20 protein-coding genes are annotated in these 26,007 nt (G+C 42.6%); 9 read left to right on the forward strand and 11 right to left on the reverse strand.

All coding sequences use genetic code 11. The features are described 5' to 3' along the window. Positions 1-41: 41 nt before the first annotated feature. The 3 genes from MSMAS_RS10405 to MSMAS_RS10415 all read right to left on the reverse strand — a co-directional run bounded on the left by MSMAS_RS10405 (position 42) and on the right by MSMAS_RS10415 (position 3,164). Entirely contained in the window at positions 42-1,049 is a 1,008-nt protein-coding gene (locus MSMAS_RS10405) for a type II glyceraldehyde-3-phosphate dehydrogenase (RefSeq protein WP_011034691.1), read from the reverse strand. Between the two features lie 913 nt (positions 1,050-1,962). Continuing rightward, positions 1,963-2,151 carry a CooT family nickel-binding protein gene (locus MSMAS_RS10410; RefSeq protein WP_011034690.1) on the reverse strand — a complete coding sequence of 63 codons (189 nt, stop codon included), beginning with the start codon at positions 2,149-2,151 and terminating at the stop codon, positions 1,963-1,965. A 131-nt stretch (positions 2,152-2,282) separates the two neighbouring features. Beyond that, the gene (locus MSMAS_RS10415) at positions 2,283-3,164 is read right to left on the reverse strand and encodes a damage-control phosphatase ARMT1 family protein (RefSeq protein WP_011034689.1); all 882 of its coding nucleotides are present in this window, start codon (positions 3,162-3,164) and stop codon (positions 2,283-2,285) included. 245 nt (positions 3,165-3,409) lie between these two features. Between MSMAS_RS10415 and MSMAS_RS10420 the strand changes: the two genes are divergently transcribed. Next, entirely contained in the window at positions 3,410-4,924 is a 1,515-nt protein-coding gene (locus MSMAS_RS10420; protein WP_048046541.1) for a sulfatase-like hydrolase/transferase, read from the forward strand. 522 nt (positions 4,925-5,446) lie between these two features. Continuing rightward, positions 5,447-6,445, forward strand: coding sequence for a cation diffusion facilitator family transporter (locus MSMAS_RS10425; protein WP_230633236.1), 999 nt, complete (start codon positions 5,447-5,449; stop codon positions 6,443-6,445). An 88-nt stretch (positions 6,446-6,533) separates the two neighbouring features. On the opposite strand, the gene MSMAS_RS10430 is transcribed toward MSMAS_RS10425, so the two are convergent. Further along, positions 6,534-6,815: an acylphosphatase gene (locus MSMAS_RS10430; RefSeq protein ID WP_048046543.1), complete on the reverse strand. Its 282-nt coding sequence runs from the start codon at positions 6,813-6,815 to the stop codon at positions 6,534-6,536. 404 nt (positions 6,816-7,219) lie between these two features. Here MSMAS_RS10430 and MSMAS_RS10435 point away from each other — a divergent pair, with 404 nt between their 5' ends. Next, positions 7,220-7,432 (forward strand): hypothetical protein, encoded by a 213-nt coding sequence (locus MSMAS_RS10435; RefSeq protein WP_048046544.1) that lies wholly within the window; start codon positions 7,220-7,222, stop codon positions 7,430-7,432. A gap of 373 nt (positions 7,433-7,805) precedes the next feature. Here the strand turns inward: MSMAS_RS10435 and MSMAS_RS10440 are convergent, their stop codons facing one another. Both MSMAS_RS10440 and MSMAS_RS10445 read right to left on the reverse strand, forming a co-directional pair. Continuing rightward, entirely contained in the window at positions 7,806-8,540 is a 735-nt protein-coding gene (locus tag MSMAS_RS10440; protein WP_230626407.1) for a PrsW family intramembrane metalloprotease, read from the reverse strand. A gap of 253 nt (positions 8,541-8,793) precedes the next feature. Further along, entirely contained in the window at positions 8,794-9,279 is a 486-nt protein-coding gene (locus tag MSMAS_RS10445) for a hypothetical protein (RefSeq protein WP_011034683.1), read from the reverse strand. Positions 9,280-9,731: 452 nt separating this feature from the next. Between MSMAS_RS10445 and MSMAS_RS18310 the strand changes: the two genes are divergently transcribed. Next, positions 9,732-12,155, forward strand: a complete 2,424-nt coding sequence (locus MSMAS_RS18310; protein WP_080942078.1) for a PAS domain-containing sensor histidine kinase — start codon at positions 9,732-9,734, stop codon at positions 12,153-12,155. A 360-nt stretch (positions 12,156-12,515) separates the two neighbouring features. On the opposite strand, the gene MSMAS_RS10455 is transcribed toward MSMAS_RS18310, so the two are convergent. From MSMAS_RS10455 to MSMAS_RS10465, 3 genes are all read right to left on the reverse strand, one after another. Further along, positions 12,516-12,797: a MarR family transcriptional regulator gene (locus tag MSMAS_RS10455; protein WP_011034681.1), complete on the reverse strand. Its 282-nt coding sequence runs from the start codon at positions 12,795-12,797 to the stop codon at positions 12,516-12,518. Between the two features lie 283 nt (positions 12,798-13,080). Then, the gene (locus MSMAS_RS10460; protein WP_011034680.1) at positions 13,081-14,100 is read right to left on the reverse strand and encodes a glycoside hydrolase family 130 protein; all 1,020 of its coding nucleotides are present in this window, start codon (positions 14,098-14,100) and stop codon (positions 13,081-13,083) included. Between the two features lie 84 nt (positions 14,101-14,184). Next, complete coding sequence (locus MSMAS_RS10465; RefSeq protein WP_015412784.1) at positions 14,185-16,164, reverse strand: amylo-alpha-1,6-glucosidase; 1,980 nt, start codon at positions 16,162-16,164, stop codon at positions 14,185-14,187. Positions 16,165-16,440: 276 nt separating this feature from the next. Here MSMAS_RS10465 and MSMAS_RS10470 point away from each other — a divergent pair, with 276 nt between their 5' ends. The 5 genes from MSMAS_RS10470 (at position 16,441) to MSMAS_RS10490 (ending at position 21,097) form a co-directional block, all read left to right on the forward strand. Then, complete coding sequence (locus MSMAS_RS10470) at positions 16,441-17,601, forward strand: iron-containing alcohol dehydrogenase (protein ID WP_048036660.1); 1,161 nt, start codon at positions 16,441-16,443, stop codon at positions 17,599-17,601. 260 nt (positions 17,602-17,861) lie between these two features. Further along, positions 17,862-18,386 (forward strand): LURP-one-related/scramblase family protein, encoded by a 525-nt coding sequence (locus MSMAS_RS10475; RefSeq protein ID WP_048036662.1) that lies wholly within the window; start codon positions 17,862-17,864, stop codon positions 18,384-18,386. A gap of 48 nt (positions 18,387-18,434) precedes the next feature. Beyond that, entirely contained in the window at positions 18,435-19,526 is a 1,092-nt protein-coding gene (locus tag MSMAS_RS10480) for an AI-2E family transporter (RefSeq protein ID WP_048036664.1), read from the forward strand. A 401-nt stretch (positions 19,527-19,927) separates the two neighbouring features. Next, the gene (locus tag MSMAS_RS10485) at positions 19,928-20,416 is read left to right on the forward strand and encodes a DUF1269 domain-containing protein (protein WP_011034660.1); all 489 of its coding nucleotides are present in this window, start codon (positions 19,928-19,930) and stop codon (positions 20,414-20,416) included. 114 nt (positions 20,417-20,530) lie between these two features. After that, complete coding sequence (locus tag MSMAS_RS10490) at positions 20,531-21,097, forward strand: YqhA family protein (protein ID WP_152558027.1); 567 nt, start codon at positions 20,531-20,533, stop codon at positions 21,095-21,097. 82 nt (positions 21,098-21,179) lie between these two features. On the opposite strand, the gene pepD is transcribed toward MSMAS_RS10490, so the two are convergent. Further along, positions 21,180-22,700, reverse strand: a complete 1,521-nt coding sequence (pepD, locus tag MSMAS_RS10495) for an aminoacyl-histidine dipeptidase (protein WP_015412777.1) — start codon at positions 22,698-22,700, stop codon at positions 21,180-21,182. 215 nt (positions 22,701-22,915) lie between these two features. Next, positions 22,916-25,804: a PocR ligand-binding domain-containing protein gene (locus tag MSMAS_RS10500; RefSeq protein WP_011034657.1), complete on the reverse strand. Its 2,889-nt coding sequence runs from the start codon at positions 25,802-25,804 to the stop codon at positions 22,916-22,918. Positions 25,805-26,007 lie beyond the last annotated feature (203 nt).

The raw sequence follows: 26,007 nt of genomic DNA on the forward strand, positions 1-26,007 counted from the left end.
ATCTCTGAGTCTAACTCTGAGACTAATAAACCATGCAGGGCTCAGAGCCCGATAGCTTTGTTTGTTTTCTGGATTGATTTTGCGCCGTCGCTCTCAAGCTCCATCATTGCACGGATAGCATCCACAGTTTCCGGGACCACAATTGATTCCTGATGGATTGCCTGGAAGAAATAGAATTCCCTTTCGTGCACGGTAATGGATTCAGGCCAGATGCAGTTCTCCCACATGTCGTTTCTGGGGCGCCCCATGTCTCTTGCTAATTCGATAATCTCAGCAGTAGAATTAATTCCCTGACTCATGAAACGGATTCTTGACTGAGAGCTGAAAATCCTGTTAATATCCTCAGCAGTGCAGTCGGTGTTGACTTCCATATTTACGGTATGCAGGTGCATAAGTGTTGTCGGAATTTTCAGGGCTGCAGTTGTAATGTTGATGTGAGGGAGTACACTCTTTATGTCAGGCCCGTGGTGGGACGGAAGTTTTATCGGATCAGGCACGATTGCATTAATAGGACCTTTCTTTATATCATTGGGATCCGTAGCCCTTCTTGCAAGGGTAACCCTTACCTTTTTTACCCCCAGTTCCCTGTCAATAGGGTAAATGACCCTGCAAAGCCCTGTTGTGTTACAGGAAACTACCCTCACCAGGTCACGCCCGAGAGCTCCTTCGTAGTTGCTTGCAGCATTAAAGGAAAAACCTGCAAGTTCATGATCTTCACCGCCCTGCCAGATTGCTTTTACTCCGGCTTTTTCATACATTGGTTTATTTGCTTCCCCAATTCCCCCAGGAGTACAGTCAACTACCAGATCTGCTTTTTCTACCATTTCTTCAATGGTTCCGGCGAGTGGAATACCTGCTTTCTCAAAGGCTCCGGAGTTTGAAGCCGGGGCAAATAGATCATACCCTTTCTGGTGTGCTACTGCAGCTTCATAATTGGGCTTGGTTTTTGAAACCCCTATGATCTCCATGTCATCCTGAGCCTGTACTGCGTCTGCAACTCTTTTCCCTATAGTTCCGTAACCGTTTACTGCAATCTTTGCTTTGACCATTTATTATCCCGTCCTGTTTGTTTCTTTTATTAATCGGGAGATAGATTTAAATTAGATTTTAATTAGAGTTATATTATAGTTCTATCACGATAAATAATATTTTAAATCAATAGCATTAGACGCTGTGAGTTTACTTTTCCTGGGTTTACGTTCCTCTGTCGACAGGTTTCACAGATCCGAAATCGAGACATAAATTTAAAGTTTTTCATACATTTATAATGTACGTCCGTATTTATAATGTAAGTCTACATTAAAGAGTCGCTGCAAACTACAGATTTGAATCTAAGATATTGAAGTTAACTGGAAAGTGCCCCAAATATTTTATTTATGGCGGGTATCTTAGATTACATTGTGGTTATAGATTAAAAACAGATAAATGCTTTTCTCAGAAATTAAATATTATTAAAGAAAGTAGAAGAGAGATTCAGGCTTTCAGACCCTTCCAGAAAGCTTCCGGGCAGAAAGATATCCTGAATTTTTATATAACGAAGCATAGAACCCCTGAGTTTTGAGCTCAGGAGATATAAGCTTCAGCTTCCAGACATTTAACCTTTGCTAATTCTTTTAAGCTATAATTACTTTCTATTATTACTTTCTATTAATAGTATAGTGCTGACCCATATAGCTGCCTCCAGTACGAAAACAGAGTGAGAGTTAACAGGACAAACCTCTGGACTTAAATAACTTGTCACCTCAGAAACTGCAGGCAGGGCCTGCGTGACCTTCCTCATTAGAAGGAGGGCGATAAAAGAAGCCAGCAAGTCAAAAAAAGCCGGCAAATCAAAAGAAGCCGGCAAGTCTTTAGATTAGCAGCTGCTTCACGGCAAAGTGCCCTTTATTAAGTTCGTTTCTATTTTTCGGGATTAACCCCTCCTGAAGGCAGTGAAAATCAGTAAGACAAAAAAGTAAAAAGTTATCTGGATAAAATAATCGCTTCCCCGCGCGAGAAATTGATCTCTTTTACCGAACCTTCAACCGTCATTTTATCTCCGAGGATTCCGGTAAGCTGAATTGTGTCCCCTTCGACCAGAATCCTTGCTACGGAGTCCATAATCCTCTCCCGGTTTTCTCCACTGAGCAGAATTACATTAATTTCACACATCATAAATCTCTCCTTTAAATGTTATTTTTATACGGAATTCTGCACTGACTTTAAAATATTTTCATTAATACATATAATTTGTTTTTCTGCTCAATAAATAGTTGCCGAAAAAATCCGGAATGCAGTAACTTTCAGGGGAAATTCATAAGTTTTGCAACAGATAATCCCGTCTCAAGCCCCAGGTCTTCAGCCACGCATTCGCATTTTGTAAGAAGCATATAGGCTATGGGTCCGAAGTTGTGCTCTGAGAGGGTCTCGTAGTTTGCCATGCCCTTGCTAATTATCAGGGTAGCATTCTTCATGGCATCAAGAAGTTCGGCAGGGGCTTCTTCTACAAGGACTCCAACTGCATTTGAACCTGTGGTCATTACCCTGTCGACCTTTTTATCAATTTCAAACTCTTTTATTTCTTCCAGAGTCACATCTGTAAGAATGGGGCCTCCACGCACAACCAGGGTTATATTTCCACCCAGCTTCTTAATCACGTCAAAAACAATAGCATCAAAAAGGATCTCTCCACAGTTATCAGCGATATATACGACGTCCTGAAGCAGACCGAGCATTTCAGGAGTGTCGTCAACATCAAGTCCCTGCTCGTAATATTTCAGAAAAGCAGCTTCAAATTTATCTTCGCTGGCATCAAAACCCATAATCCCGAAGTCAAAATAATTAGCAATAACAGATGCCAGTACTGCCCGCTTGAAGAGTTCTCCATCATCAGGAGAATTTTCGTAAATTTTTTCTTTTGCTGCGGGCAGGACTTTTAAAGCAGCCTGATTGATCAGCTTTTTCGTAACCTCATAAGGGTCACTGTCTCGGAGTACTTCATAGCATTTCCTGTGGACTTTTGTGGCCACACGGGATGATACAGCCTCAGGGCTATAATGTTTGTTCATGACCCCAAGGCATTCGTGGATAGTCCTGCTTATCAGATCTTCATCATCGGTAGAAAGCTTTGATTGAAAATGCACTCGGGAAAGAAGGCAGTAAGTACAGCGTGGATTCATCTTCATGGGAATTCTTCCTGTTTTTTTGGATTATGGATAAGGAATTTAGGAATATTACTGATATGGCAGCAAATGTTATACATTTACTTATTCACATGTAATGAATCCTAAAAAATAAACCTTTAAATAAGTAACCTGAAACAGAGATAAAATTAGAAATTGTGTTAATATAATCCGGATACCAGAATTTGCTGCCATAACTTCTTAAAAAGGTAAATTCTTTATAGCCGAAATGTGTAAAATTATTTACAATGACAGATAGTGCCCGAAATTTCAAACCATTTTTTATTTTTATTTTACTTACGGCAGGTTTATTAATTCTCCTTGCAGCTTTGCCAGTTACATCCTCCGCTCTTACCGAAGTAGAGGTAAATCCTGTGAATACTCCGGCAGGGGCTGTAGTATTGATCGTGGACGGTTTAAGTGCCCCTTTTATCTATCCCGAGCTTACACCACATTCACTTGACGGTGCAGTCCTTGAAAAAGCAAGGCTTGAGAACATCCCTGAAATTAGTAAAAACAGTGCACAGATTCTCGACTTCCGCGCCCCTCAGACTTTTACCGAGGGAGGACACTCCGTCCTTGTTACCGGGAATCCTGATGCAGACAGCGAGTTTGTCAGTTTTAAAGATGCAAATATTTTTGATATTTTACACGCTCAGGGCTACCTTTGCATCGCAGTAATGGAAAAAGGAGACTCGTGGTCAATCTGTGCAGAGCAGGACGCTGTCCTGAGAGACAAGAACAACTCTATAAAAAATATAGAGATAATGCTTGAGCAGTACGAATATTCTCAGGATATCAGGGTTCCATCCGGGCTTTTACAGGTAATGCGGAGTAGAGCTGACATGGCTCCTGCATATGTTTCTTCGAAAGAGACAAGAGACAGGTATAACGGATATAACAGATGGGGCATAGAAACAGCCTGTGATGTGGTGAACTATATGGCAAAAAATTGTCCTGACCAGAAATATCTGCTTACTGTCAATGTGGGGGCAATTGATATGAGCGGGCATTACAGGGATAATTACGGGTATATAGACTGTGTTGAAAGCCTCGACTCCGAACTTCTGCCTCTCTATAACCTCTGTAAAGAAAACAACCTTGCTTTTATCCTGACAGCAGACCATGGAATGGCTTTTTCGGCTGACGGTTCCAAAGGAGGACACCAGTCCGAAAAATATTCGGTTTCGGACGAGGCACAGATGGTACCCTTCATCGCACACGCGAAGGACATTAAAAGTGGGGTCATAAGAGGGGAGTTCGGGCAGGAGGATTTTGCTCCTACACTGCTCGGGATACTCGACATCCCTGAAAGGCCCAGGTTTGTCAAAGGAGAGCAGATCCTGCTTACAGGGCACGTAAACCTGAAAGTTGAACTTCCAAAAAAAGGGTCTGTGGAGCTAAGGAGAAATGGACAACTGATCTCATCTTCAGGAAATGATGACCAGTTTCTTTTCCTCGGGCTTGACCCGGATTCCTATATTGTCAAAGCAGTCCTGAACTCCGGAAACAGCCCTGAAGAAAAGGAAAAAGAGGTTTATCTCAGGGCCGATTCTGTACTAGATTTCTCAAATAAAGAGGCAAAAACAGATGAAAGCGAATACTCTCCGGCTGGAGCAAAAGAAAAAACCAGCTCGGCAAGCATTCTGGCAGGAGGATCAATTTTTGACAGGAGCTCAAAACACCTCATAGGATATCTTCTGATTGGAACAATGAACCTTGCAGGGCTATTCTTCATCATGAAAATTATGAAAAAAGACTGAAAAAAACGAAGGAGATTAAAGCAAAACGCGAAGGGGGATTAAAGCAAAACATGAAGGAGATTAAAGCATTTAAGTATCAAGGGTTTCAGTATCAGGGCTGCAGTATCAAAAGTTTCAGAATCAACGTTTCGCTATCAAGCGTTCCAGTATCTAATAAAACTTATAAAACTGCGGATCTGATAAATATTGAAACGGATTCACTCATTATTTGTATTCAGTGAATTTTTACCTTCAATCTTTTTTGCCATATTTATTTTTACCTGTTGCCTGTTTTTCGCACAGTCATGGGAATTGAGTAATATAAAGACAGATAGATATAATTACGTTATAAAGAAACGTTTAATATAGATTATAGATACATATTTATTATATATTTATTAGTCATTTTGTTGATCCTACTTCATTAGCCCCGGATAAGATTTTTTTAATGGATAAAAATTTCCGGTCTTTAGGCAGGTCTTTGCTTCAGGTCATGAATATAAGGCAGATAAAAGTCCTGGAAACTTATTTCCTTTAACGGAAGTGACCAGAAAAATGGAATACGAAGAAAGGTTTGATCAGGCTGTCCGCGTTACAGGGGTCGGGCTTTTCGTGAACCTCGGGCTCACTATTTTTAAATTACTTGCAGGTATCCTGGGAAACAGTACTGCAATGGTAGCGGATGCTGTCCATTCCCTTTCGGATTTTCTTACTGATGTTGTGGTGATTTTCGGCTTCAAAATCGCGAAAAAGCCGGTGGATGAAAGTCATAACTACGGACATGGAAAAATTGAAACACTTTCTGCAAGCCTTGTAGGGCTTATGCTCTTACTTGTGGCAGGGCAGATCCTGTATTACGGTGTCCAGAAAACTCTGATGTTCATCGAAGCAGGAACCCTTGAACAGCCTGCCATTATTGCACTTTATGCAGCCCTGGCTTCCGTAATTTCAAAGGAGATCATGTACCAGTACACGATTCTGAAAGCCCAGAAAATAAACAGCATGGCTCTGACCGCTAACGCCTGGCATCACCGCTCGGACGCTTTTTCCTCATTCTGCACCATGATAGGAATAGGAGCTGCGGTTTTCCTTGGAGGGAAATGGGTTGTGCTCGATCCTCTGATGGCGGTTTTTCTGAGTTTCATCATCCTCAAAGTTTCATTGAAGATATTTCACAGCAGCATAAATGAACTTGTAGAAGCGTCCCTTGATGAAAAAACCGAAGGTGAGATCAGGCAGATTATCCAGAAAACAGAAGGGGTGAAAGCTCTCTCAAACCTCAAGACCCGGAGAATAGGAAACAATATAGCTGTAGATATCCGCATTAAAGTTGATAACGCCCTTGACATTGGCGAAGCAAACAGGATTTCGATTCATGTTGAACATAACCTGAAAAAAGCCTTTGGTCCCTACACTTACGTCCTCGTGAAAGCAGAGCCCTATGAACGCGAGCCTTGGGGAAACCCTGAAGACGAAAAAGCCTGGGAGCACCCTGTAAATCCGGAAAAAAATAAGGTCTGCCTCAGAAACCACTCCAACTAAACCGGGTAGAACCAGGAAATAACTTTTTTTGAAAATGGATATCAGGAAAGTCATATCATATAATATCATATCATGAAAACGCATAAACTTATGTGGAAAGCTCATACACATTTCCCAGGGCTTCAGTAAAAGTAACATCCACATCTTCTATGTGTGCAAAAGTGGGTCCTTTCCTTAGTTCATTTATCAGGAGTTCAAGAGCTTCGAGCCTTCCCTCAGCGAGAACAAAAACCCTTCCGTCCCTGAGATTTATGGGGTTACACTCCACTCCAAAGCGTTCGGCTGCGTTTCTTGCAAATCTCCGAAAACCCACTCCCTGCACCCGACCAGATACAAGTATTTCCGCACGTACAGTTTCTCCAGAGCTCACAAATGGCTATTTTGAAAAACTCTCATATATATCTATGGTTACTCCGGGAAGTAAAATGAAAAGGAAATTTTAAGGAAATTTGACAGAATAGAGAATCTTCTGCCAGATTATTTATCAGAATTGATCTAAAAAGTCACAACAGTTTAGAAGACTATATAAAGGAGCTGATGAAAGGATATGATGAAAAAAACATGTCAATTGAACAGGAATTCTAAAGTCAAAAGACATATAAGGTTGTAAAAGATTGATAGAAATAAAACAGGCATATAATGAAATTAATAGAAATAAAATAGAAAATCAATAGAAATATGATAAAAAGATAAATATATATAAATAGAAATATAGCGAGAGTATAAAAATCTATTTAAAAAATATAACTTTAAAAACCATTATTTGAAGGCATTATGGACCGAAATACTGTCTTGGCTAAAATAGATGAATTATCTTTAATCTATGAAAACGGGGTCTTATCACATCCTTACTGGTATATCCCGCCGAATAAAAGATATTTAATTGAAATCCATGATAAGTTATTTCAGGGAAAGGCAGAACTCAGATTAACGTTAAATGAGGTTGCAGCCTTATTATTAGTCAATAATTTGATCGAACTGGACTAAACATCGTGGGACTTAACTGGAAAGGTCAGCCAAAACCGGGACTGAACCGGAGAAGATTAAGAGACTATGATCAAAATAGAAACATTATAAATTTATATTACCCAATGATATTTCTCTTTTAATGATATTTCTCTTTTAGGAATGGTAAAAATATAATTTCTAATATTTACTTTAGTAATGACTTCACAGCCATTGCTGAAGACGATATCGAGAACAAAAATAATAAGATTATATCTTCTTTATTCCTTAATGATATTTGTCTTTTAATGATACTTCTCTTTAATAATACTTCTCTTTAATGATACTTCTCTTTAATGATACTTCTCTGGTTTTTTTCTTTTCAGACCGGTCCGGGCTTTATCTCTTTAAAGTGTTATACATTCTCTCTTTCCGGCAGCAAAACAGGCTTTAACCTGACTGCTTCTCTCCAGCGCCGCCAGAGCACATACAGTCCGATGAAACCAACTAAAGCCCAGGTAATGATCGCACCCAATCCCAGACCAGTAAAGGGGGCGAGAACCAGGGACAAACCGTTCCACATTGCGTGAAGAATGGAAACGAGCAGGTATGCACCAATTACTCGCAGGTTAACCCGGAAGCAGCAGTCCTTGCTTTCACGGAACAGCACACTGGCTAAAATAGCTGTCCAGGTCCCGTGTCCCAATGGGGCAAGAAGGCCGCGGAACAGCGTTACTTCCAGTACTGCCGAAATGCTTCCGTTACTCATCAGGAAGGCGGTAAAGGCATAACCGGTGCTTTCCAGCGCAGCAAACCCCATTCCTACTGCCGCGCCCAGAATAAGCCCGTCCATTTCCGAGACATGCCGCCTGCGGCGTGCTATCACCACCACACCCAGGATTTTGGCGAATTCCTCAACGAGTCCCACTGCTAAAATGTCCCCAGGATTAAACTGGGTAATAAATAATGGCCCTATAAAAGAAGTAGCGATGATACCTACCAGCCCCCCATATAGAAAAGCCAGGGAGACTATTGGCATTTTCAGGCGGCTGAAATTCTTGCGCTCATATAAGAATGCCACGTATGCAACCGGGACTGTAAAATTGCCTACCATAACCAGACTGGGAAACAGGTTTGGATTGCCCGTCATCAGCAACGCCACAAGTAAGAGAATATAGAAAGCTGTTGCGGAGATCAGGACTTTTAGCCAGATATTCCGCCGACCGGACGGTGCAAGCGGCTGTACTCCAGGAGCACTGACAGCAGTTACTTCCTCATGCAATTCGTCTATTTCATTCGTTAAGCCGGATTCCCCCAATCTGCCTGCTCAGTTGAAATGCTGGTGACAATATTGAAAAAATAAGCCTGATTTTCCGATACTAAAAATCAACGGCTTCAGGTGCTTATTTCCCCCGGATGTGAGATTTCAATTTCATTAAGGCATCCATTCCACGTATATGCATTTTATGGATATCTTCCCGATATACAGCTGCTGCCGGCACTAACAGTAACGGTACAGTTGCTGCAACTTTAACCCCTTCCGAAACAGGCAATGCGGCTAAAAAGCCTGCTCCGGTAACACCATAAATGGGAACTATAGGAAAGAGCATAGCCAGACCAAACGCCCTCCTGAAATGGATGCCCAGTTTTGCAGCCAGAAAACCATTTGACCCTATGACCACACCAATTCCGATGCTTGGCCCCACAGTCCGAAATGGGTTATACGATGGACCTATATAGAGTCCGAAATCAACACCGAAAAAAGAAACTAGACCGTTTAACTGGCTTCTTTCTTCATTGGAATTTCCCCCAAGGCCTGACACAACTATACCTATATCCAGCTGTAAAGGCCCTCTCCCCCTTTCACCCGTACCCAGTATGTTGACCATTATGTTATTATTTTTCCCTGATTAATAATATAATTTACCTATATTCTGATCAAAAAAGCCATATTCAGGCGCTGCCGGCTTCAGGGGAGCAAAATAGAGATTATACAGGGATACTGAAGATATCTTTTTTAAGGAATTTTCAATTATACTTTGTCAAAATACATAATTTCAGGAGAACATTTAAAATTTTTTAAGAATAATAGAGAAGATGTGTATCATTTATTACTATAAATTTCAGAGCACTAGCTTAAAAATTAATATATGATGAGTATCATAAATTGTACCTGGAAGAAAATTAACGATGCAAGAAAAACCTGTCTGGAGGGAATTCTGGCATGGTTTCACAGGGGACTTTCGTGGTCATATTTATCAGTTATCTGAAGCAAAAAGATCAGACATAAAAGTGTTTAATTTAGGTGTTAATGCTTAATTAAAAGCAGGGTTGGGGATGTATGATTACTTCTGAAAGCGTAGCTGTCGACGAGCTGGAAATTCGATTGAAAAAACAAACTACCGAACTGAAAAAATTTGATAAAGGTATAAGTGCCGAAATTTCGGAAAGCACACAACCCGAAGAAGATTTTCTCAACTCGGAAGAAAAATTCCGGATATTGGCCGAAAATTCTCCTGATATAATTGTCCGCTTTGACATACAGAGCCGCCAGTTATACTTCAGACAGGCAGCTGTGGATATCTATAGCTATTCTCAGGAAGAAATTAAAGGAAAGACCCATAATGAACTGGGATCTGACCCTGAGAAAGCAAAATTCTGGAAAGAACATAATGAAAAAGTTTTTTCTACAGGAAAAACCGAAACCATGGAATTCGACTGTATATTACCTCAAAGAAAAAAATACTATTTTAATACACTGATAGTACCTGAGTTTGTTAACGACGAAGTTGCCTCTGTTCTCACCATTTCCCGTAATGTTACGGACGTAAAAAAAACAGAATCAACTTTAAAAGAAACTCTTGATAATCTGGAAGAAATGATCAAAAAACGTACTGAAGAGATTGAAAAGGCTTACAGGTCATTAAAAGAGAGTGAAAAATGCCTCGCTGAGGCTCAAAAAATAGCCCACCTTGGGAGCTGGAACTGGAATATCGTGAGCAATGAGCTCTACTGGTCTGATGAAATTTACCGGATTTTCGGGCTCAGTCCCCAGGAATTTGGGGCAACTTACGATGCATTTTTGAGTTATGTGCACCCGGAAGATCGGGATTGCGTGAACAACGCCGTTAAGGGGGCACTGGAAGGAAAACCTTACAGCATTGACCACAGGATTATCCTGAAAGGTGGAGAAGAACGGATAGTCCATGAACAGGGTGAGGTTATTTTTGAAAACGGGAATGTCCCTGTCAGGATGGCTGGAATTGTTCAGGACATCACTGAGAGGAAAAAAATTGAAAAAGCCCTGGGGATGGCAAATGCGTATAACCGCAGCCTGATTGAAGTCAGCCTCGATCCTCTTGTCACTATCGGCCCTGACGGAAAAATAACTGATGTAAACAGAGCCACCGAAATTGTCACAGGTTATTTCAGGAGCGAATTGATAGGAACTGATTTCTCGGATTATTTTACAGAGCCTGAGAAGGCAAAAGAAGGATATCAATATGTGTTTCAGAAAGGACTTGTCCGGGACTATCAGCTGGAGATTCGCCATAAACATGGGCATATAACCCCTGTTCTGTATAACGCATCCATATACCGGGATGAAAATGGAAGGGTTACCGGGGTTTTTGCTGCAGCCCGTGATATTACTGAGCTAAAAAAAGCAGAAGAAAAAATTAAGGCACTTGCAAATGCTGTTGAATCGTCAAACGATGCTATAATAACTGGAACCCTTGATGGTACAATTACCAGCTGGAATAAAGGGGCAGAGCAGATTTATGGTTATCTGGCTGAAGAAGTTATGGGGAAAAACGTGTCCATACTTGAACCAGACAACCTTAAAGGGGAAATAAAGCAATTATTTGACAAGATTAAACAGGGAAAAAAAGTCAAACGCTATGAAACATTACGTTTGAAAAAAGACGGTATAGCAGTAAATGTTTCAGTAACTCTTTCCCCGATTTTTGATGTATCAGGAAATCCTGTTGCCTTCAGTGGTATTGCCAGAGATATTACGGAAAAGAAAATTACAGAAAATCTGCTCCATGAAAAACAAATGGCTGAATTTGCAAACCGCACCAAGAGCGAATTTCTTGCAAATATGAGCCACGAACTCAGAACTCCTCTCAATTCAATAATAGGTTTCTCTGACATGCTTTACGAACAGGCATACGGGGAGTTGAATCAGAAACAGTTGAGAGCCATAAGTAATATATCCAACAGTGGAAAGCATCTTCTGAACCTTATCAATGGCATCCTGGATCTTTCCAAAATAGAAGCAAACAAAATGGAGCTTGATTATAAAGAATTTGAGCTTGCTTCCAGTCTTGACCTTATACGGAACATTCTGTCTCCCATAGCAGATAAAAAAAATATTGAAATTGAAACCGGCGTAGACAGCAGCATTTCGAAAATCTGTGCAGATGAGGACAGATTTATCCGGATAATGTTTAACCTTGTAGACAACGCTATAAAGTTCTCTTTTGAAAATAGCCTTGTTAAAATAGGGACAAGAAAAAAAGGAGAGCTTGTAGAAATAACAGTTGAAGATACCGGAATAGGGATAAAAACTGAAGACCAGAATAAACTTTTCAAGCCTTTCAGCCAGGTTAACTCTTTTTCTTCAAAAAAATTCCAGGGCACAGGGCTTGGACTCTCACTTGTTAAGCAGATTGTTAACCTTCACGGAGGTTATGTCTGGTTCAAAAGCGAGCAAGGAAAAGGCAGCACCTTTGCTTTCGCAATTCCAATAACAAAAGGATAGTTTTTTTAAAAACAAGTTGATCCTTTTATGAAAACATTTATCGAACATTTAAGGTTAAGGAAAACAAAAAACGCACATGATATTCTTCGAATAACATGCCCAAAATATGAAAGTATCTGGAAGTACTTTCATGCCAAAGTGATTCCAAAACCGGAGAAAGAGAACACAGGTTAATGGAAAAACTTCCGATAGAGCAAAATCAGATCTCAAATTTTGAGGCAAAATCATAAAAGAAAAAGTAATAAAAAGATATTCCGAACCTGCAATGCGCAGGTCCGATATCTATGAAAAACATAGAAGGGCAGGTCAATAGATCTGTCCGGTCTTAAAATACAATTTTCCATGCTTTCCTTTTCAAATTTAATCCATTAACTGGTTGATTTTTTTGTAAAAATCTACTATCAGATTCGCTGCTTCGCTTTCCGTGTTTAGCTGGAAAGTTCGGATCTGTTTTCCAAGAGGTTTTTCGAGGACAACACCAGACGCGACCAGAGGAGTGATAACCCTTGATACGCTGGAATGGGACAACCCGGTTGCCTCAGCTATTCCTGAAAGGTAAGTAGGTTCGTTCTGGTTTTCGATCAGGTTCTTAAGGACTGTCATCTGTGCGGTTTTTCCAAATATTTTTTCTATTGCATCCATTTGTATCATCTCAGAGGTGGTATTATACGTAAATGATTATTCAGTCCCAATAACTACCAACGGTTTATAAACTTATCTCTTTTTTGAATAGATTAGAGATATGTAGCCCATTAATCGCCAAAATATTTTACCTTAACTTTTTAAGTTAGTATCAGATTTTCTTCTCAAGGTTCCCGGCTATTTTAGTTAAAAAACCTTCTGAGTTGTTTAATTCCGAAATTGTCCTTGAATATTGCTCTTCTGCGCGCTGTTCTTAGGCCAGCAACTCCTGCCCGGACAGTATTCATCCTTTTTTAGGGTTGGAGTGTCTGTCCCTGTGCCCCTCAAAAAATCTGCAGTGCTCCACAGGACACTGCTCCTCAGGGCACTCAAGGATATATTTCATTATATCATCCATTTTTGCACTTGCAAGGGATACAGAAGTGTCCGCGCCTCCATAGTAGATGCGGAGTTCCCCGTCCACCACAACCCAACCGCAGGGAAAAACAACATCATTAACGTCCCCGCTGCGTTCATACCATTCATGAGGTCCGAAAACCCAGCCTTCTGATCTTCGTAGAACTTTTCTCGGGTCTTTGAGATCGAGAAGAGCCAGCCCCAGGCGGTAACTGATTTTAGATGTTGTCTGGCGCACTCCGTGGTACATAATCAGCCACCCTTCAGGTGTATACATCGGCTGCGGGGATAGGCCTATTTTATAGGCATCCCACCATCCCCCTTCCCGGGCATAGAAAAGAACCTGATGCCACCCCCAGGCTTTCATATCCGGAGAAAACGAGATCCAGATATTGGATTTCAAAGTATGCCCGGTCGCGGCAGGCCTGTGCAGCATTGCCCACTTCCCGTTAAAGCTCACCGGAAAGATAGCTGCATCCTTATTATCAGGAGGCGCAACAGGTCCTATTCGTTCAAAGGTCTGGAAATCCTCTGTAAGGGCAAGAGCTGGCAGGGGACCGGAATCCGAAAAAGCCGTATACACTATAGCCCACATTTTCAGCTCGTCCATGTAGGTTATACGAGGGTCTTCAATGCCGTATATCTCTTCAGGATACTTTGAAGGCTCAGGAAAAAATGTTGGTTTGCCGTCAATTTCCCAGTCGTCTATCCCGTTTTTACTCCTGGCTACTGTAAAGTGGGAAAAGCCCCTGTGGTCTTCAACTCTCAAAAGAAGTAGAGTTTTACCGTCAACTATAGCAGCCGCAGGGTTAAAAACAGAATTCGCCCGGTATGACAGGTCATCAACAGTAAGTATAGGATTTCTATTATACCTTACAAAAAGTTCTCCACGATCTTTCCAGGTCATATTATCCCCCTCATCCTCTAAATTATGTGATACGAATTATGTTATTCCTATTTTTCCGGACCTGCTAAAAACAGGCTGTTTATTTCAGGGCTTTATCCCGAGTACATCCTCCACATATGCCCTTAGAATTTCTGCAACACTCCACGCCTGGGCAATTGTTCCTCCCGGAGCATGCGGGTAGTCCCCATCAAATACCTCGGAAATGCCGCCTATACCTGCCGATTCAAGGTGTCCGTCAAAACCTTCGAGAATAGACTTCATGTATTCTACGTTACTGTCCTCATAGCCGTGGGTCTTCAGGTAAGCTTTTACAAAAGCCCCGAGGAGCCAGGGCCAGACTGTCCCGTTATGATAGGCTGTGTCCCTGGTTAAGGCGTCTCCGAGATACTGTCCTTTATACAGGAAGTGATCTGTTGACAGGCTTCTGAGCCCGAAAGGAGTGAGAAGGTCTTTTTCGACCCTGTCCACGATCGCTTTTTCTTTTTCTGGTGAAAGCATTGTATAGGGGAGCGAGACTGCAAAGATCTGGTTGGGGCGGATTGCAGGGTCTTTGATCAGGCTTCCGGTTTCGTCCTCGTATATGAGGTCAAAGAGGCAGTCATCCTCAGGATTCCAAAAAGCTTCCTCAAAATTCGAAGCTACCCCGGCTGCAAGGGTTTCATATGAAGAGACATCCTCTCCAAGGAGTATCCCGAGATAAGAAGCTGTTTTAAGGGAGCTATACCAGAGAGCGTTTACCTCACAGGCTTTACCTTCTCTGGGGGTCACCGCCCATTCCCCCACTTTAGCGTCCATCCATGTCAATTGAGGACCCTGCCTGATAAGGTAGTCAGAGTCCATTCCTATCCCGAAGTCCGTACCGTCACAATAGAAATTTATGATCTCGTCCACTGTGTCCCAGACATCGGTAAGGAAAAGAAAGTCCTGCGTATATGCAAAATAACGGTTAAGAGCATGGATAAACCATAGCGACGCATCGACAGTATTGTAAACAGGGTCTCCACCGAAAGCAGGAAAAGTATTGGGGACCAGGCCGCGCCTGCAATATTTAGAAAAATTGTTGAGAACAGACCTTGCCTCTTCAAAACGGTAAGGAATTAGAAGCAGTCCGGGAAGAGAAATCATGGTGTCTCTTCCCCAATCAGAGTACCAGTGATACCCCGCAATCACAGTGTTTTCGCCTGAAGAGCGGTTTTTCACTACAAAAGGGTCAGTTGCCTTGAGAAGTTTAAGGGCAAAAGGCTCGATAAGTTTTGAGTCAAGAGCCAGAAGATTTTGCCTGTTTGCTTCCCTTAAATAGAGTTTATCGACCTTCTCGAGAGTAAAGGAAGAAACATCTTCTGTTGAAGCAGCAACAAAAAAACGGGATGTCCCTTCTTTGAGTTCGCCCTCAAACCATCCCGGATTGAAATTGTCCTCCTGAAAATTAAGCCCCCTCTGCATTTCAGTATCGTACTCCAGGTTAAAATACCATACTGGCTCGGGGTGATACTGAAGATTGGATGAAATGGAGAAAGTAAAACCGGTAGAACTTGCCAGTTTCACTCCCGAAAGCCCGGCTCTCTGGAAGAAAGACAGGTATCCTGCGCGAGCAGTAAGATTAAAATCTCTTGAACTTACAAGAGGGAAAATTTTCAGCACAGCCCCTTCTCTTCTGGATGTGATGTCATAAAGGACGCAGGTCGTGTTACTGTTATGGATCATAAAGACTTTTTTCTTAATGATAAAATCCCCGGGCCTGTAAACCCAGAGAGGAAAAGGGTAGCGAATGAATTTGGAAAGATGTTGGAAACCTGTGGGACTGATAGTGTCCGGATATTTATGGACTGCAAGTTTGTAAACTTCTTCGTTGACAGATATTTCCTCATCAAGGGAAGAAAGCAGCAGGAGCCTTCCAGGAGAGTTCTCAGGAGTTGCTACAAGCAGACCGTGGTAAGTCCTCGTCCCTGCTCCAATGATTGTAGATGAAGCATATCCTCCAAGCCCGTTTCCTATAACCCATTCTTTTTTTATTCCTTCTTCATACGTTGAAAGAAAATCTGCTCCAAATCTGCCCCCGCTCATGTATATTTTATTTGAGCTAATTTATTAAATAGCTGTACATTGGAAAAAACAATTTGCAGCTGTGAACTTCAGTCCACTGCCAAAAATCCCTGCCTGAAATATTATCTTTTCAAACATCTTTCCTCTTTTCACGTAATATTCATTCATTGTTTTCAAAACCCTTTGCAGAGCAAAACTTTATTACTTGCAGGGAAAAAATCAGTTCTATTAATATTTTGTATTTTTATAATAGCACCGGGAAGATTTGAACAGAACTTATCGAGGGGAGTAGAAGGCATGATAGAAAAGATGACATACACTTACCTGAACCCAAAGATAGCCCTGATGGGACCTGGATGTGTAAACGGGATCGGCACGCATGCAAAAGACCTGGGGGGTACGAAAGCCCTGATAGTTTCAGGCAAGAGCAGGCATGGGAAAGAGCTTGCAGCGGATATTCGCAGAATTCTTGAACGTGCGGGGATAGAAGCAGCAATCTTTCCGGGAGCAGACCCGAACCCTACCGATACTTCAGTTATGGAAGGGGCAGACATTTACAGGAAAGAAAACTGTAACATGATAGTTGCTGTCGGAGGCGGGAGCCCTATGGACTGTGCAAAGGCAATCGGCATTGTGGTATATAATGGAGGAAGGATAAATGATTACGAAGGAGTGGGTAAAGTTACCAGAGGAATTCCTCCTCTTATCACGGTAAACACGACAGCGGGCACTGCGAGCGAGATGACCAGTTTTACAATTATTACTGATACTGAAAGGCACATCAAAATGGCTATCGTCGACCCCCGGATCACACCTGATGTGGCGGTTAACGACCCCGAACTGATGGTCAGCATGCCGCCAGCACTTACGGCTGCAACAGGGATGGATGCTCTGACCCATGCTGTAGAAGCTTATGTTTCTACCATGGCTACCCCGACTACCGATGCGGCTGCCATAAAAGCAATAGAGCTTATATCAAAATACCTGCCCGAAGCCGTCCTCCACGGGGAAGATATACGGGCCAGGGACATGATGGCACACGCAGAATATCTTGCAGGCATTGCTTTCAACAATGCAAGTCTTGGGTATGTTCATTCCATGGCTCATCAGCTCGGAGGCTTTTATGACCTCCCGCATGGGGTCTGCAATGCCATCCTCCTGCCTTATGTGGAGATGTATAACAAGCAGGTTTGCCCTGAACGTTTTGCAGACATCGCAAAGGCAATGGGAGAAAAAGTTGAGGGATTGAGCCCGGACGAGGCAGCGGATAAAGCAATAGATGCAATCAAAAAGCTTGCAGCAGAAATCGGAATTCCTTCAGGCCTGAAAGAGCTCGGGGCAAGAGAAGAAGACCTTGAACTTCTGGCTGAAAATGCCATGCAGGACGTCTGCCGCCTTACAAATCCAAGAGAACTCTCAAAAGAAGATATCATCGAGATTTACAGAAAAGCCCTGTGAAGAATATCTTGAAAGAGTAACTGCAGTCAAAAACTTAAATTACTGATAGCTGATGCGCATATAGTATATAGTAATATAAAAATAATTATTAAAAGTAATAATTTATTTTCGCAGCCAGCTAAGTAATTTAATTTCCATTGCTGAAATTGAATCAATATTAGTTTTCCAGGTTTTATGATCGGATTAATACGTTACTTCTTCAAAGTAAAGTACCAAAACTGAATAAATAAAGGGTTGAATAAATAAAGGGAGTGATTTTGATGAGATTATTTGGGAGCCGTGGAGGCTCTGAAGGGGAGAAAGGACACATCTATAAAATGCATGAAAAGCTTGTTTCCATAGGAGACGATTACTGGATAGAGGATGAAACTGGAGAGCGGGCGTACCATGTTGATGGAAAGGCACTACGCATCCGCAACACCCTCATTCTCAAAGATCTGCGTGGAAATGAACTTTATAAAATTCAGGAAAAATTACTCCGTATCAGGGATACGATGAATATCAAGAATGCGGATGACAGCCTTGCTGCAACAGTTAAAAAAGACCTCATTAATATTCTGCGAGACAAATGGAAAGTTGAAATTCCAGAGGAGCCTGATATGGAAATAAAAGGCAATATCCTGGACCACGAGTATGAAATTGAGTCTGAAGGAAGAAAAATCGCAGAAGTTTCAAAAAAATGGTTCCGCATCCGGGACTCGTATGGAGTAGAGATTGAGCCCGGGCAGGACAATGCACTTATCCTGGCAATTGCCGCCTCTCTTGACCAGATGGCACATGATTGATAAATTCGCGATAGAATCCGAAAGGCGGGAAAGGTCAGGTACCGGTTTATGGTGAAGGGACGTTCAGGAGATGTAAACATAAATACAAATGCCATTTCAACACCAGCCAGAGTTCTGATTTACAGCACTGCTGCGGTTCTCCTTACAATTGGCATGAAGGCTATTTCAAGCATACTCATGCCGATTTTTTTCTCGATATTTTCTTATCTAATCTTTGCCCCTCTGGTCCGCTGGCTTATGAGGAAAAGAGTCCCCGGAAAGATAAGCGTAGTTCTGGTTATCCTTGTTTTCATTTTTGTTTTTGTCGGAACCACACTTCTGTTTGCGAACTCTTTACTCCAGCTCAGTGGCAGGATTCCAAACTATGAGAACCAGCTGACAAGTATCCTGAACAGTATTTCAATATATTTGCCTGAAGCCGGAGTTTCCGTAGAATCGGTCCTGCGCGATATTGCAGCTTTTGCGTTCAACGTATCCGGGGATATTATTTCAGGAGCTCTGAATGCAGGATCAACAATTGCGCTCATTGTTATCACGACAACGTTCTTACTTCTGGATTCTGCAGGTGCGCCCGTGAAAATCCAAAAAGAAGGGGAAAACCAGCCAGTCCATATTTCACAGTATACCGAATTGAGCAGAACCGTCATAAATTACATGCTCTTGAGAACCGAGACCAATTTGCTTGGAGGCATCGGAACTGCCATACTTCTTCTTGCCGGGGGCATAGATTTTGCTGTTCTCTGGGGCCTCCTTTTCTTCCTGTTCGGGTATATACCTTACCTGGGCTTTTATCTGGCAGCCATTCCACCCATGCTTCTTGGTCTGTTCGAATACGGGCTTATAGGGGCAGTTGGTGTCCTTGTCGGCATCACTATTATCAACGCGCTCGTAGAAAATGTCATTTTCCCGTCTCTTGCAGGAAAAGGCCTTAAACTATCTCCCACACTCGTATTTCTGTCTCTGTTTTACTGGTCCTTCGTACTGGGAGCTGCGGGCGCGCTTATTGCAGTACCTCTTACGATAGTTGTGAAGATAATTCTGGAGAGCTCGGAAGAGACACGCATGATAGCAAAGTTGATGGAATCAAGCGGGACCAGAGATCTGGATGAAAAAAGCACAGAAGAGAATATCTCTGAGTGATCATGTATTGCGTCCGAAATAACACGGTTCTGGCAGGCATTCCCGGTAAAAATATCTAAGCATGTATAAAGTAATATACATAAAAACAGTTATATATTACAGCATTGCTAAGCAGAGCCTGCAGCATGCCCTGGATTCAAGGTTCCAGAACGGGGGAAAGGGGAACAATTAAAATCAGTAAACAAAGATTACACACTGTTCTTGACCAGGTCAGATATCCGGCAGTATATGCCTGTTTTATCTGACCTGTAGAGGGACATCCGGTGAGAAAAACTTGTCACCCTGAGAAAAAGTTCCTGAAAACGTTTCTGTCCGTTCTCAATTAGCTGTCAGGCTGTTACAGGCTGGTATGAAAAACAACCGGTAAATTGAACCTGTAAGCAGAGGAGGAGATTCAAGGAATGGCAACAATAACCGTTCTGAAGTTTGAAACCGCAGATGGAGCGGAAAAAGCTCTTGATGTTGTAAAGGATTTGAGCAAGCAGCATCTGATAAACCTTCATGATGCCGCCATAGTCACCTGGCCTCAGGGGAAGAAGAAGCCAAAAACAGAACAGCTGACCAGTTTAACCGGTGCGGGGACATTGAGCGGTGCTTTCTGGGGGATGCTTTTCGGGCTGATCTTTTTTGTTCCTATACTGGGCCTTGCCGTAGGGGCTACAGTCGGAGCCCTCACAGGTTCCATGGCAGATATTGGAATCGATGATGATTTCATCCGTTCAATCCGAAGCAAAGTAACCGAAGGAACTTCAGCCCTCTTTTTAATGACAAGTGATGCCGTACAGGACAGAGTCGCTGAAGTCTCCAAAGGAATGAAATTTGAACTTATCGCTTCCAACCTTTCCAGGGAAGAAGAGGATAAGCTGCGTGCAGTTTTCGCCGAAGAGTAAACGACCTTAGATTAGGTTTTCCAGAGGGTAAGCTCTCTGGAGACTATTTTACTTATCCCGGATCCACCAGACCCGACTTCATGGGCTGGCAGAAAAGCAATGAGGGGACTTCCAGTGAAAATAGTGAGATTTATTGCAGGTATGCATTTCTTCGTACTCATTCCGGTTATAGGGCTGGCAATTGCTGCCTGCATTCTGTTTATTAAAGGAGGCGTTGATATTGTTCATTTCATCTGGGAACTGATTACAGGAATGACAGAAACATATCCTGAGGGAGAAAATGTTATTGTTGAACTTGTGGAAACTGTCCATCTATTCCTGGTCGGTACAGTCCTTTTCCTTACTTCTTTTGGGCTCTACCAGTTGTTCATCCAGCCGCTTCCTTTGCCGGGATGGTTAAAAGTAAATAATATTGAGGAGCTGGAGTTAAACCTTGTTGGACTAACCATTGTTGTACTGGGAGTTAATTTCCTGAGCGTGATTTTTGAACCTGAGGGAGAAAATCTCGCTATTTATGGAATAGGTTATGCCTTACCAATCGCAGCTCTGTCTTATTTTATGGGTGTGCGTTCACGTGTAACTAAACAGAGCAGCAGGGAAGAAGAGTGCCTTAAAGAGATAGGAGAGGCGATTTCCTCGAACAGTGAATCTAGCTGGTTATCGAAAGAAAAAAAGGATTGAAGCCGGATCCCTTAACTATCCGGCTCCAATTCCTGCTGATTGCACTTCACAGGTTTCTTAATCAAATATTGACAATTAGTTATTAACGATAGCTCTTCATCAGGTTTTCCAGGAAAACCCAGACTTTTTCAATTGAGGGGATATATACTCTCTCAGCTGGGGAATGAGGGTCTTTGATTGTCGGCCCGAAGGAGATCATTTCAATGCATTCGCATTTCGAGCCTATCACCCCGCACTCAAGCCCTGCATGCACTACTTTGATTTCCGGCTCTTTCCCGAAAGTCCCTGAATACGCATGCCTGCATTTCATAAGCAGACCTGATTGAAGGTCAGGCTCCCATGCAGGATATCCGCATTCATGCTCAACCCGTGCTCCTGCCAGTTTTGCAACGGTTTCCACCTTTTCCGTGACTTCAGCAAGCCTTGACATGACAGAACTGCGCTGGCTTGATACGATCCTCACTTCTTTTTCTCCTGTCCTTACGGTTGCAAGGTTGTTCGAGGTCTCAACAAGCCCCGGAATAGTATCCGAAACCCTGTGTACCCCGTGAGGCATCCCGAGGAGGACCCCGTAAAGCTTTTCTTCCGTTTCGACTGAAAAAACCCTGTCCGAAGGCACTTCTTTTCGGGTAATTTTCCCTCCCGACGCTTCGAAAATAATCCCGTTCTCAACCTCTTTAAGCTGAAGGGTTATTTCAGGGTCAGATACCGCATACTCGCCTCTAAAACTCTTCTGAAGCCCGGAAACGAAGTCTTCTGCCTGTTTTTCGTTATTTCTGGAGAGGACAATAAATGCCTCTGCGTAGTTTGGAATGGCATTGTGGACACTCCCCCCGCTGAAAAAGACCAGCCTGAGATTTTCTTTTCCGACTTTTTCCTTAAGGGCTGAAAGCATCCTGGCAAGAAGCTGGATACCATTTGCCCTCTGCCTGTGGATCTCGACTCCTGAGTGCCCACCTTCAAGCCCTTCTGCCGAGATCCTGAAAAGCCCGAACCCACTTCCCTTTCCGTAGTCAAAACTTTCCCATTGCAGGGGCAGGAAAATCCGGGAGTTCTGACCCCCGGCACACCCCAGTATAAAAATTCCTTCATCTTCCGAGTCCAGGTTCAGAAGAATCCTGCCTTCAAAGAAATCCTCTTCGAGCCCGCTGGCTCCTGTCAGCCCTGTCTCCTCATCAACAGTAAAAAGGAGCTCGAGAGGAGGATGCTCTATCTCTCCTTTTATGCCTGACTCCGCCAGCACAAGCCCTATCGCAAGGGCAATCCCATTGTCTGCCCCAATTGAGGTCCCATCCCCTCTCAGCCAGTCCCCTTCATAAATACATATGATAGGGTCTTTAGAAAAATCATGGCCTGAATCTCTGCACTTTTCACATACCATGTCCATATGACCCTGAAGAACAATCGCAGGAGAATTCTCATACCCCGGCGTGGGGGGGACTTTAATCAGGACATTGTTTAAAGCGTCGGTTTTTGCTTCAAAATTATGATTTTTTGCCCATTCCATCAGCCAGAGGGCAAGTTTTTCTTCATTTTTAGAACGTCGAGGGATTTTATTTATTTCTTCAAACATTTTAAGGATTTCTAGGGTTTTGGGGTGCATAAAGATCAACTCTGGACATTGGGTTATGAAAATGATGAAGGCTGGGCCAGTTGCAGGAAATGAGGTTTCTGGAATTTTTGTAGATTAACATATAGAATTATATATTATAAATAAGAGGTTAATATGCGAGAATTTAGCCAGGCAGATGTACCGGGTTAAAAACCTGTTACCTCAGAAACTCATGCATTAAGGTCAGATATCCTGCTACTCGTATGTTATTTACTCGTATGACTTGATTTCAGGGCAAATTGAACCTTATTTTCTTTATCCGTTACTTTAAACCTGATAATGAATTCAGTCCCATTGTTTCTTTTCAGTTCGAGTTTGCCATCCAGCTGGTCGACAAGGGAAGTTACAAGCTGCATTCCAAGGCTGTCAAGATTTTCAACATCAATCTCAGGAATTCCAAGGCCGTTATCTGAAATTTTCAGGACAAAAACGGTACCTTCAGACTCTTCACTTTTAAATTTTGTGAGCTTTTCCCTGTAAAGTTGTATACAAATTTCCCCTTTATCTCTTCCTCCGAACGCATGCTTGAGGGAATTGGAAACAAGTTCGTTGACAATCATTCCTAGCGGGACCGCAGTATCCATATTAAAGAAGAGGTCCTCTTCCAGGTCCATGCTTAAAGTTATCCTGGTATCTCCAAGGCTGTATGTATTGAAAAGATTCTCGGTAAGTTCCTGAATATACGGAGAAAAATTTAATGTTTCGAACCCGCTGCCTCTATACAGTTCCTCGTGTATCAAAGCCATTGATATTACTCTGTCCTGGCTTTCCCTGAAGGCGGAGAGAACTTCCAGGTCTTTAATGTCCTCCCGGTTTTTAAACTGATCAGCCTGAAGATCAAGAAGGGAAGAAATTACCTGAAGATTATTCTTTATCCTGTGGTGGATTTCCTTCTTACGGGCAGTTTCAATATTTGCCAGGGCTTCTTCTGCTTCCTTTCGTTTTGAGATGTCAGTTAACATGCTCATTACGCCCGTAAAACTGCCGTTCCTGTCAAAAAGAGGTTTGGCATTTAAAAATGTCCAGACCGGGGAACCATCTTTACGTATTAATTTCAGTTCATAGCTTTCGCTTATTCCCTGCCTTCTTTTTTCCAGATTCTGCCTGACAGCAGGTATACATTCCTTACTGATGAAACCCCAGATCGGTTTACCAATAACTTCGTCCAGAGGGTATTCCAGCATATCCACTACTTTAGAGTTAGCATAATTGATTACGGCTTCACTGTCAGTGATAAGTATAATTTCATTTGCTGTCTCAACGATATTCCGGTATTTCTCCTCACTATCCCGAAGCATTTCCTCTGCTGCTTTCCTCTCGGTAATGTCAATGTCCATTTCAAGAGTCATGCGTGAACCGTCAACATCAATGAACGGAAGGTTATACGTATCAAATACTCTTCCCTCTGGAGTGGTGATTTCCCAGTGGTAAGGCTGGCCGGTTTCAAGGATTTTATATGCTTTACAGGAATCAAATTGCTCGTTGTTTCTGAAACAATGCTCAAAGCAGTGTCTATTACCGGAATTTCCAAACATCTCACGGAAGGGGCGGTTGGCAAAGGCAATTTGGTGGTCAGGTGTTAGCAGGGCTATCATTACCGGCAGCGTCTCCAGCACATCAAAGAAACGCCGCCTTTCAGTATCGACCGCTTCGGCAACCTTACGGCGTGATTCGCTCTCACGCAGGACCTCTTCAGCCCGTTTAAGCCTGGTAATGTCGGTCAATACGCCGTCCCAGATTGTACTCCCTTCAGGAAGCCTTCGAGGGCGGGAGTTCAATCTTATCCACTTCAACCTGCCGTCCGGTAACTCTACAGGCAACTCCATATCAAAATCCGACAGTTCATGTGCACTGCGAACCCCGGCTTCGATAAGCTCTCCCATATACTGCGAAGGGATTATCCTGTACAATATGGAGGGATCGTTCAATATATCCCGGGAATTTAAACCGATTAGCCTTTCAATGCCCGCGCTTACGTACTGGAAACAACCACTGCCGTCGGGGTCAAGGGTATACTGATATACGGCGCTGTCTGGCAGGTTATCACTCAGGAGGCGCAGATGCTCCTCACTTTTACGAAGAGCCTCTTCCACCCGCTTGCGTTCGGTAATGTCAATAAATGCAGAAATGGATCCGCGCAGGTTTCCATTCTCGTCGCGAAGGGGCCTTGCATTGCCCAGTACATGCCGTATCCTGCCGTCAGCAGATACGATATCCAGTTCACAGTCATTTACCTCTATACCGGCAGCTGACAACTGCGAAGGCATTTTTTCAGGTGGTATCTCCACACCATCTTTGAATAACTTGAAAAACTCCGGTCTTTCCCCTTCATGAGCAGACTTGGACAGGTTTGTACCTGGAGGTATTCGCAGCCATTCGCAGGAGAGGCGGTTACCGGTTATCTTAAGCGCCTGAGGGTCATGTGTCGTATAAACAGCAACAGGTACGGCATCCAGTACTGCTGCTAACTCATTCGAACGGGCTTTCTCACGTTTCTCGCTTTCCTGCAATGCTTCCACCACAGCATCACGTTCAGCCAGGGATTGAGACAGCTTGATGTTGCTGTAGCTCAGTTGCGAGATCATATTGGCGAAGGTCATGAAGAAAGCCATGCCTGTATCTATATCTTCCCTGCTCAGTCTGGGAATTTTTTCAAGTGCTTTTATATATTCCTCTTCATTGAAACCGTATTTTCTTGCCTGAGACCGGAAAAGCTCATAATCCAGGGGCTCATCCTCAAAAAGAAACTGTCCTGAGAAAATATTGCCTATGTGTTGCCCCTCAACCATAATCGGGGTTACCACATCCCAGATATTGTTCCTGCATTTGTACAGCTTATATTTTCCAGGAGCTACATTCAGAGATAGCTTCTGGTCGCTTTCTATACAGTACTTGCAGGTTTCAGGATTAACCCTGTGAAATTTTGTGCAGATATCCTGCCATCCAGCACTTACCAGAACATTGCCCTTAAGGTCGAATAATGCCATGGGAATATGGACAAGCCTGTAAAAATCATTAATAAGGGACTGGACTGCTTCGGTATCAATAATACTGGCAAGTTCTATAGCAGTACCATCAGCCTTACTGATATGCACCGGGTTCAGGTTTATTTCTGGAGGTTGACCTGTTTTCACTTTCATTTCTCCCTCAAATGTCCTTTAGTTGGACACGAAAATTCCTGACCTTCAACAATCATAGATCTAATAAATATACAGATGAACATGCAAATGGATATGCAGATAAATAAATTAATAAATATATTAACAAATAAATTAATAAATATATTAACAAATAAATT

It is taken from the genome of Methanosarcina mazei S-6 (assembly GCF_000970205.1).
In the GTDB taxonomy this organism is placed as follows: Archaea; Halobacteriota; Methanosarcinia; order Methanosarcinales; family Methanosarcinaceae; genus Methanosarcina; species Methanosarcina mazei.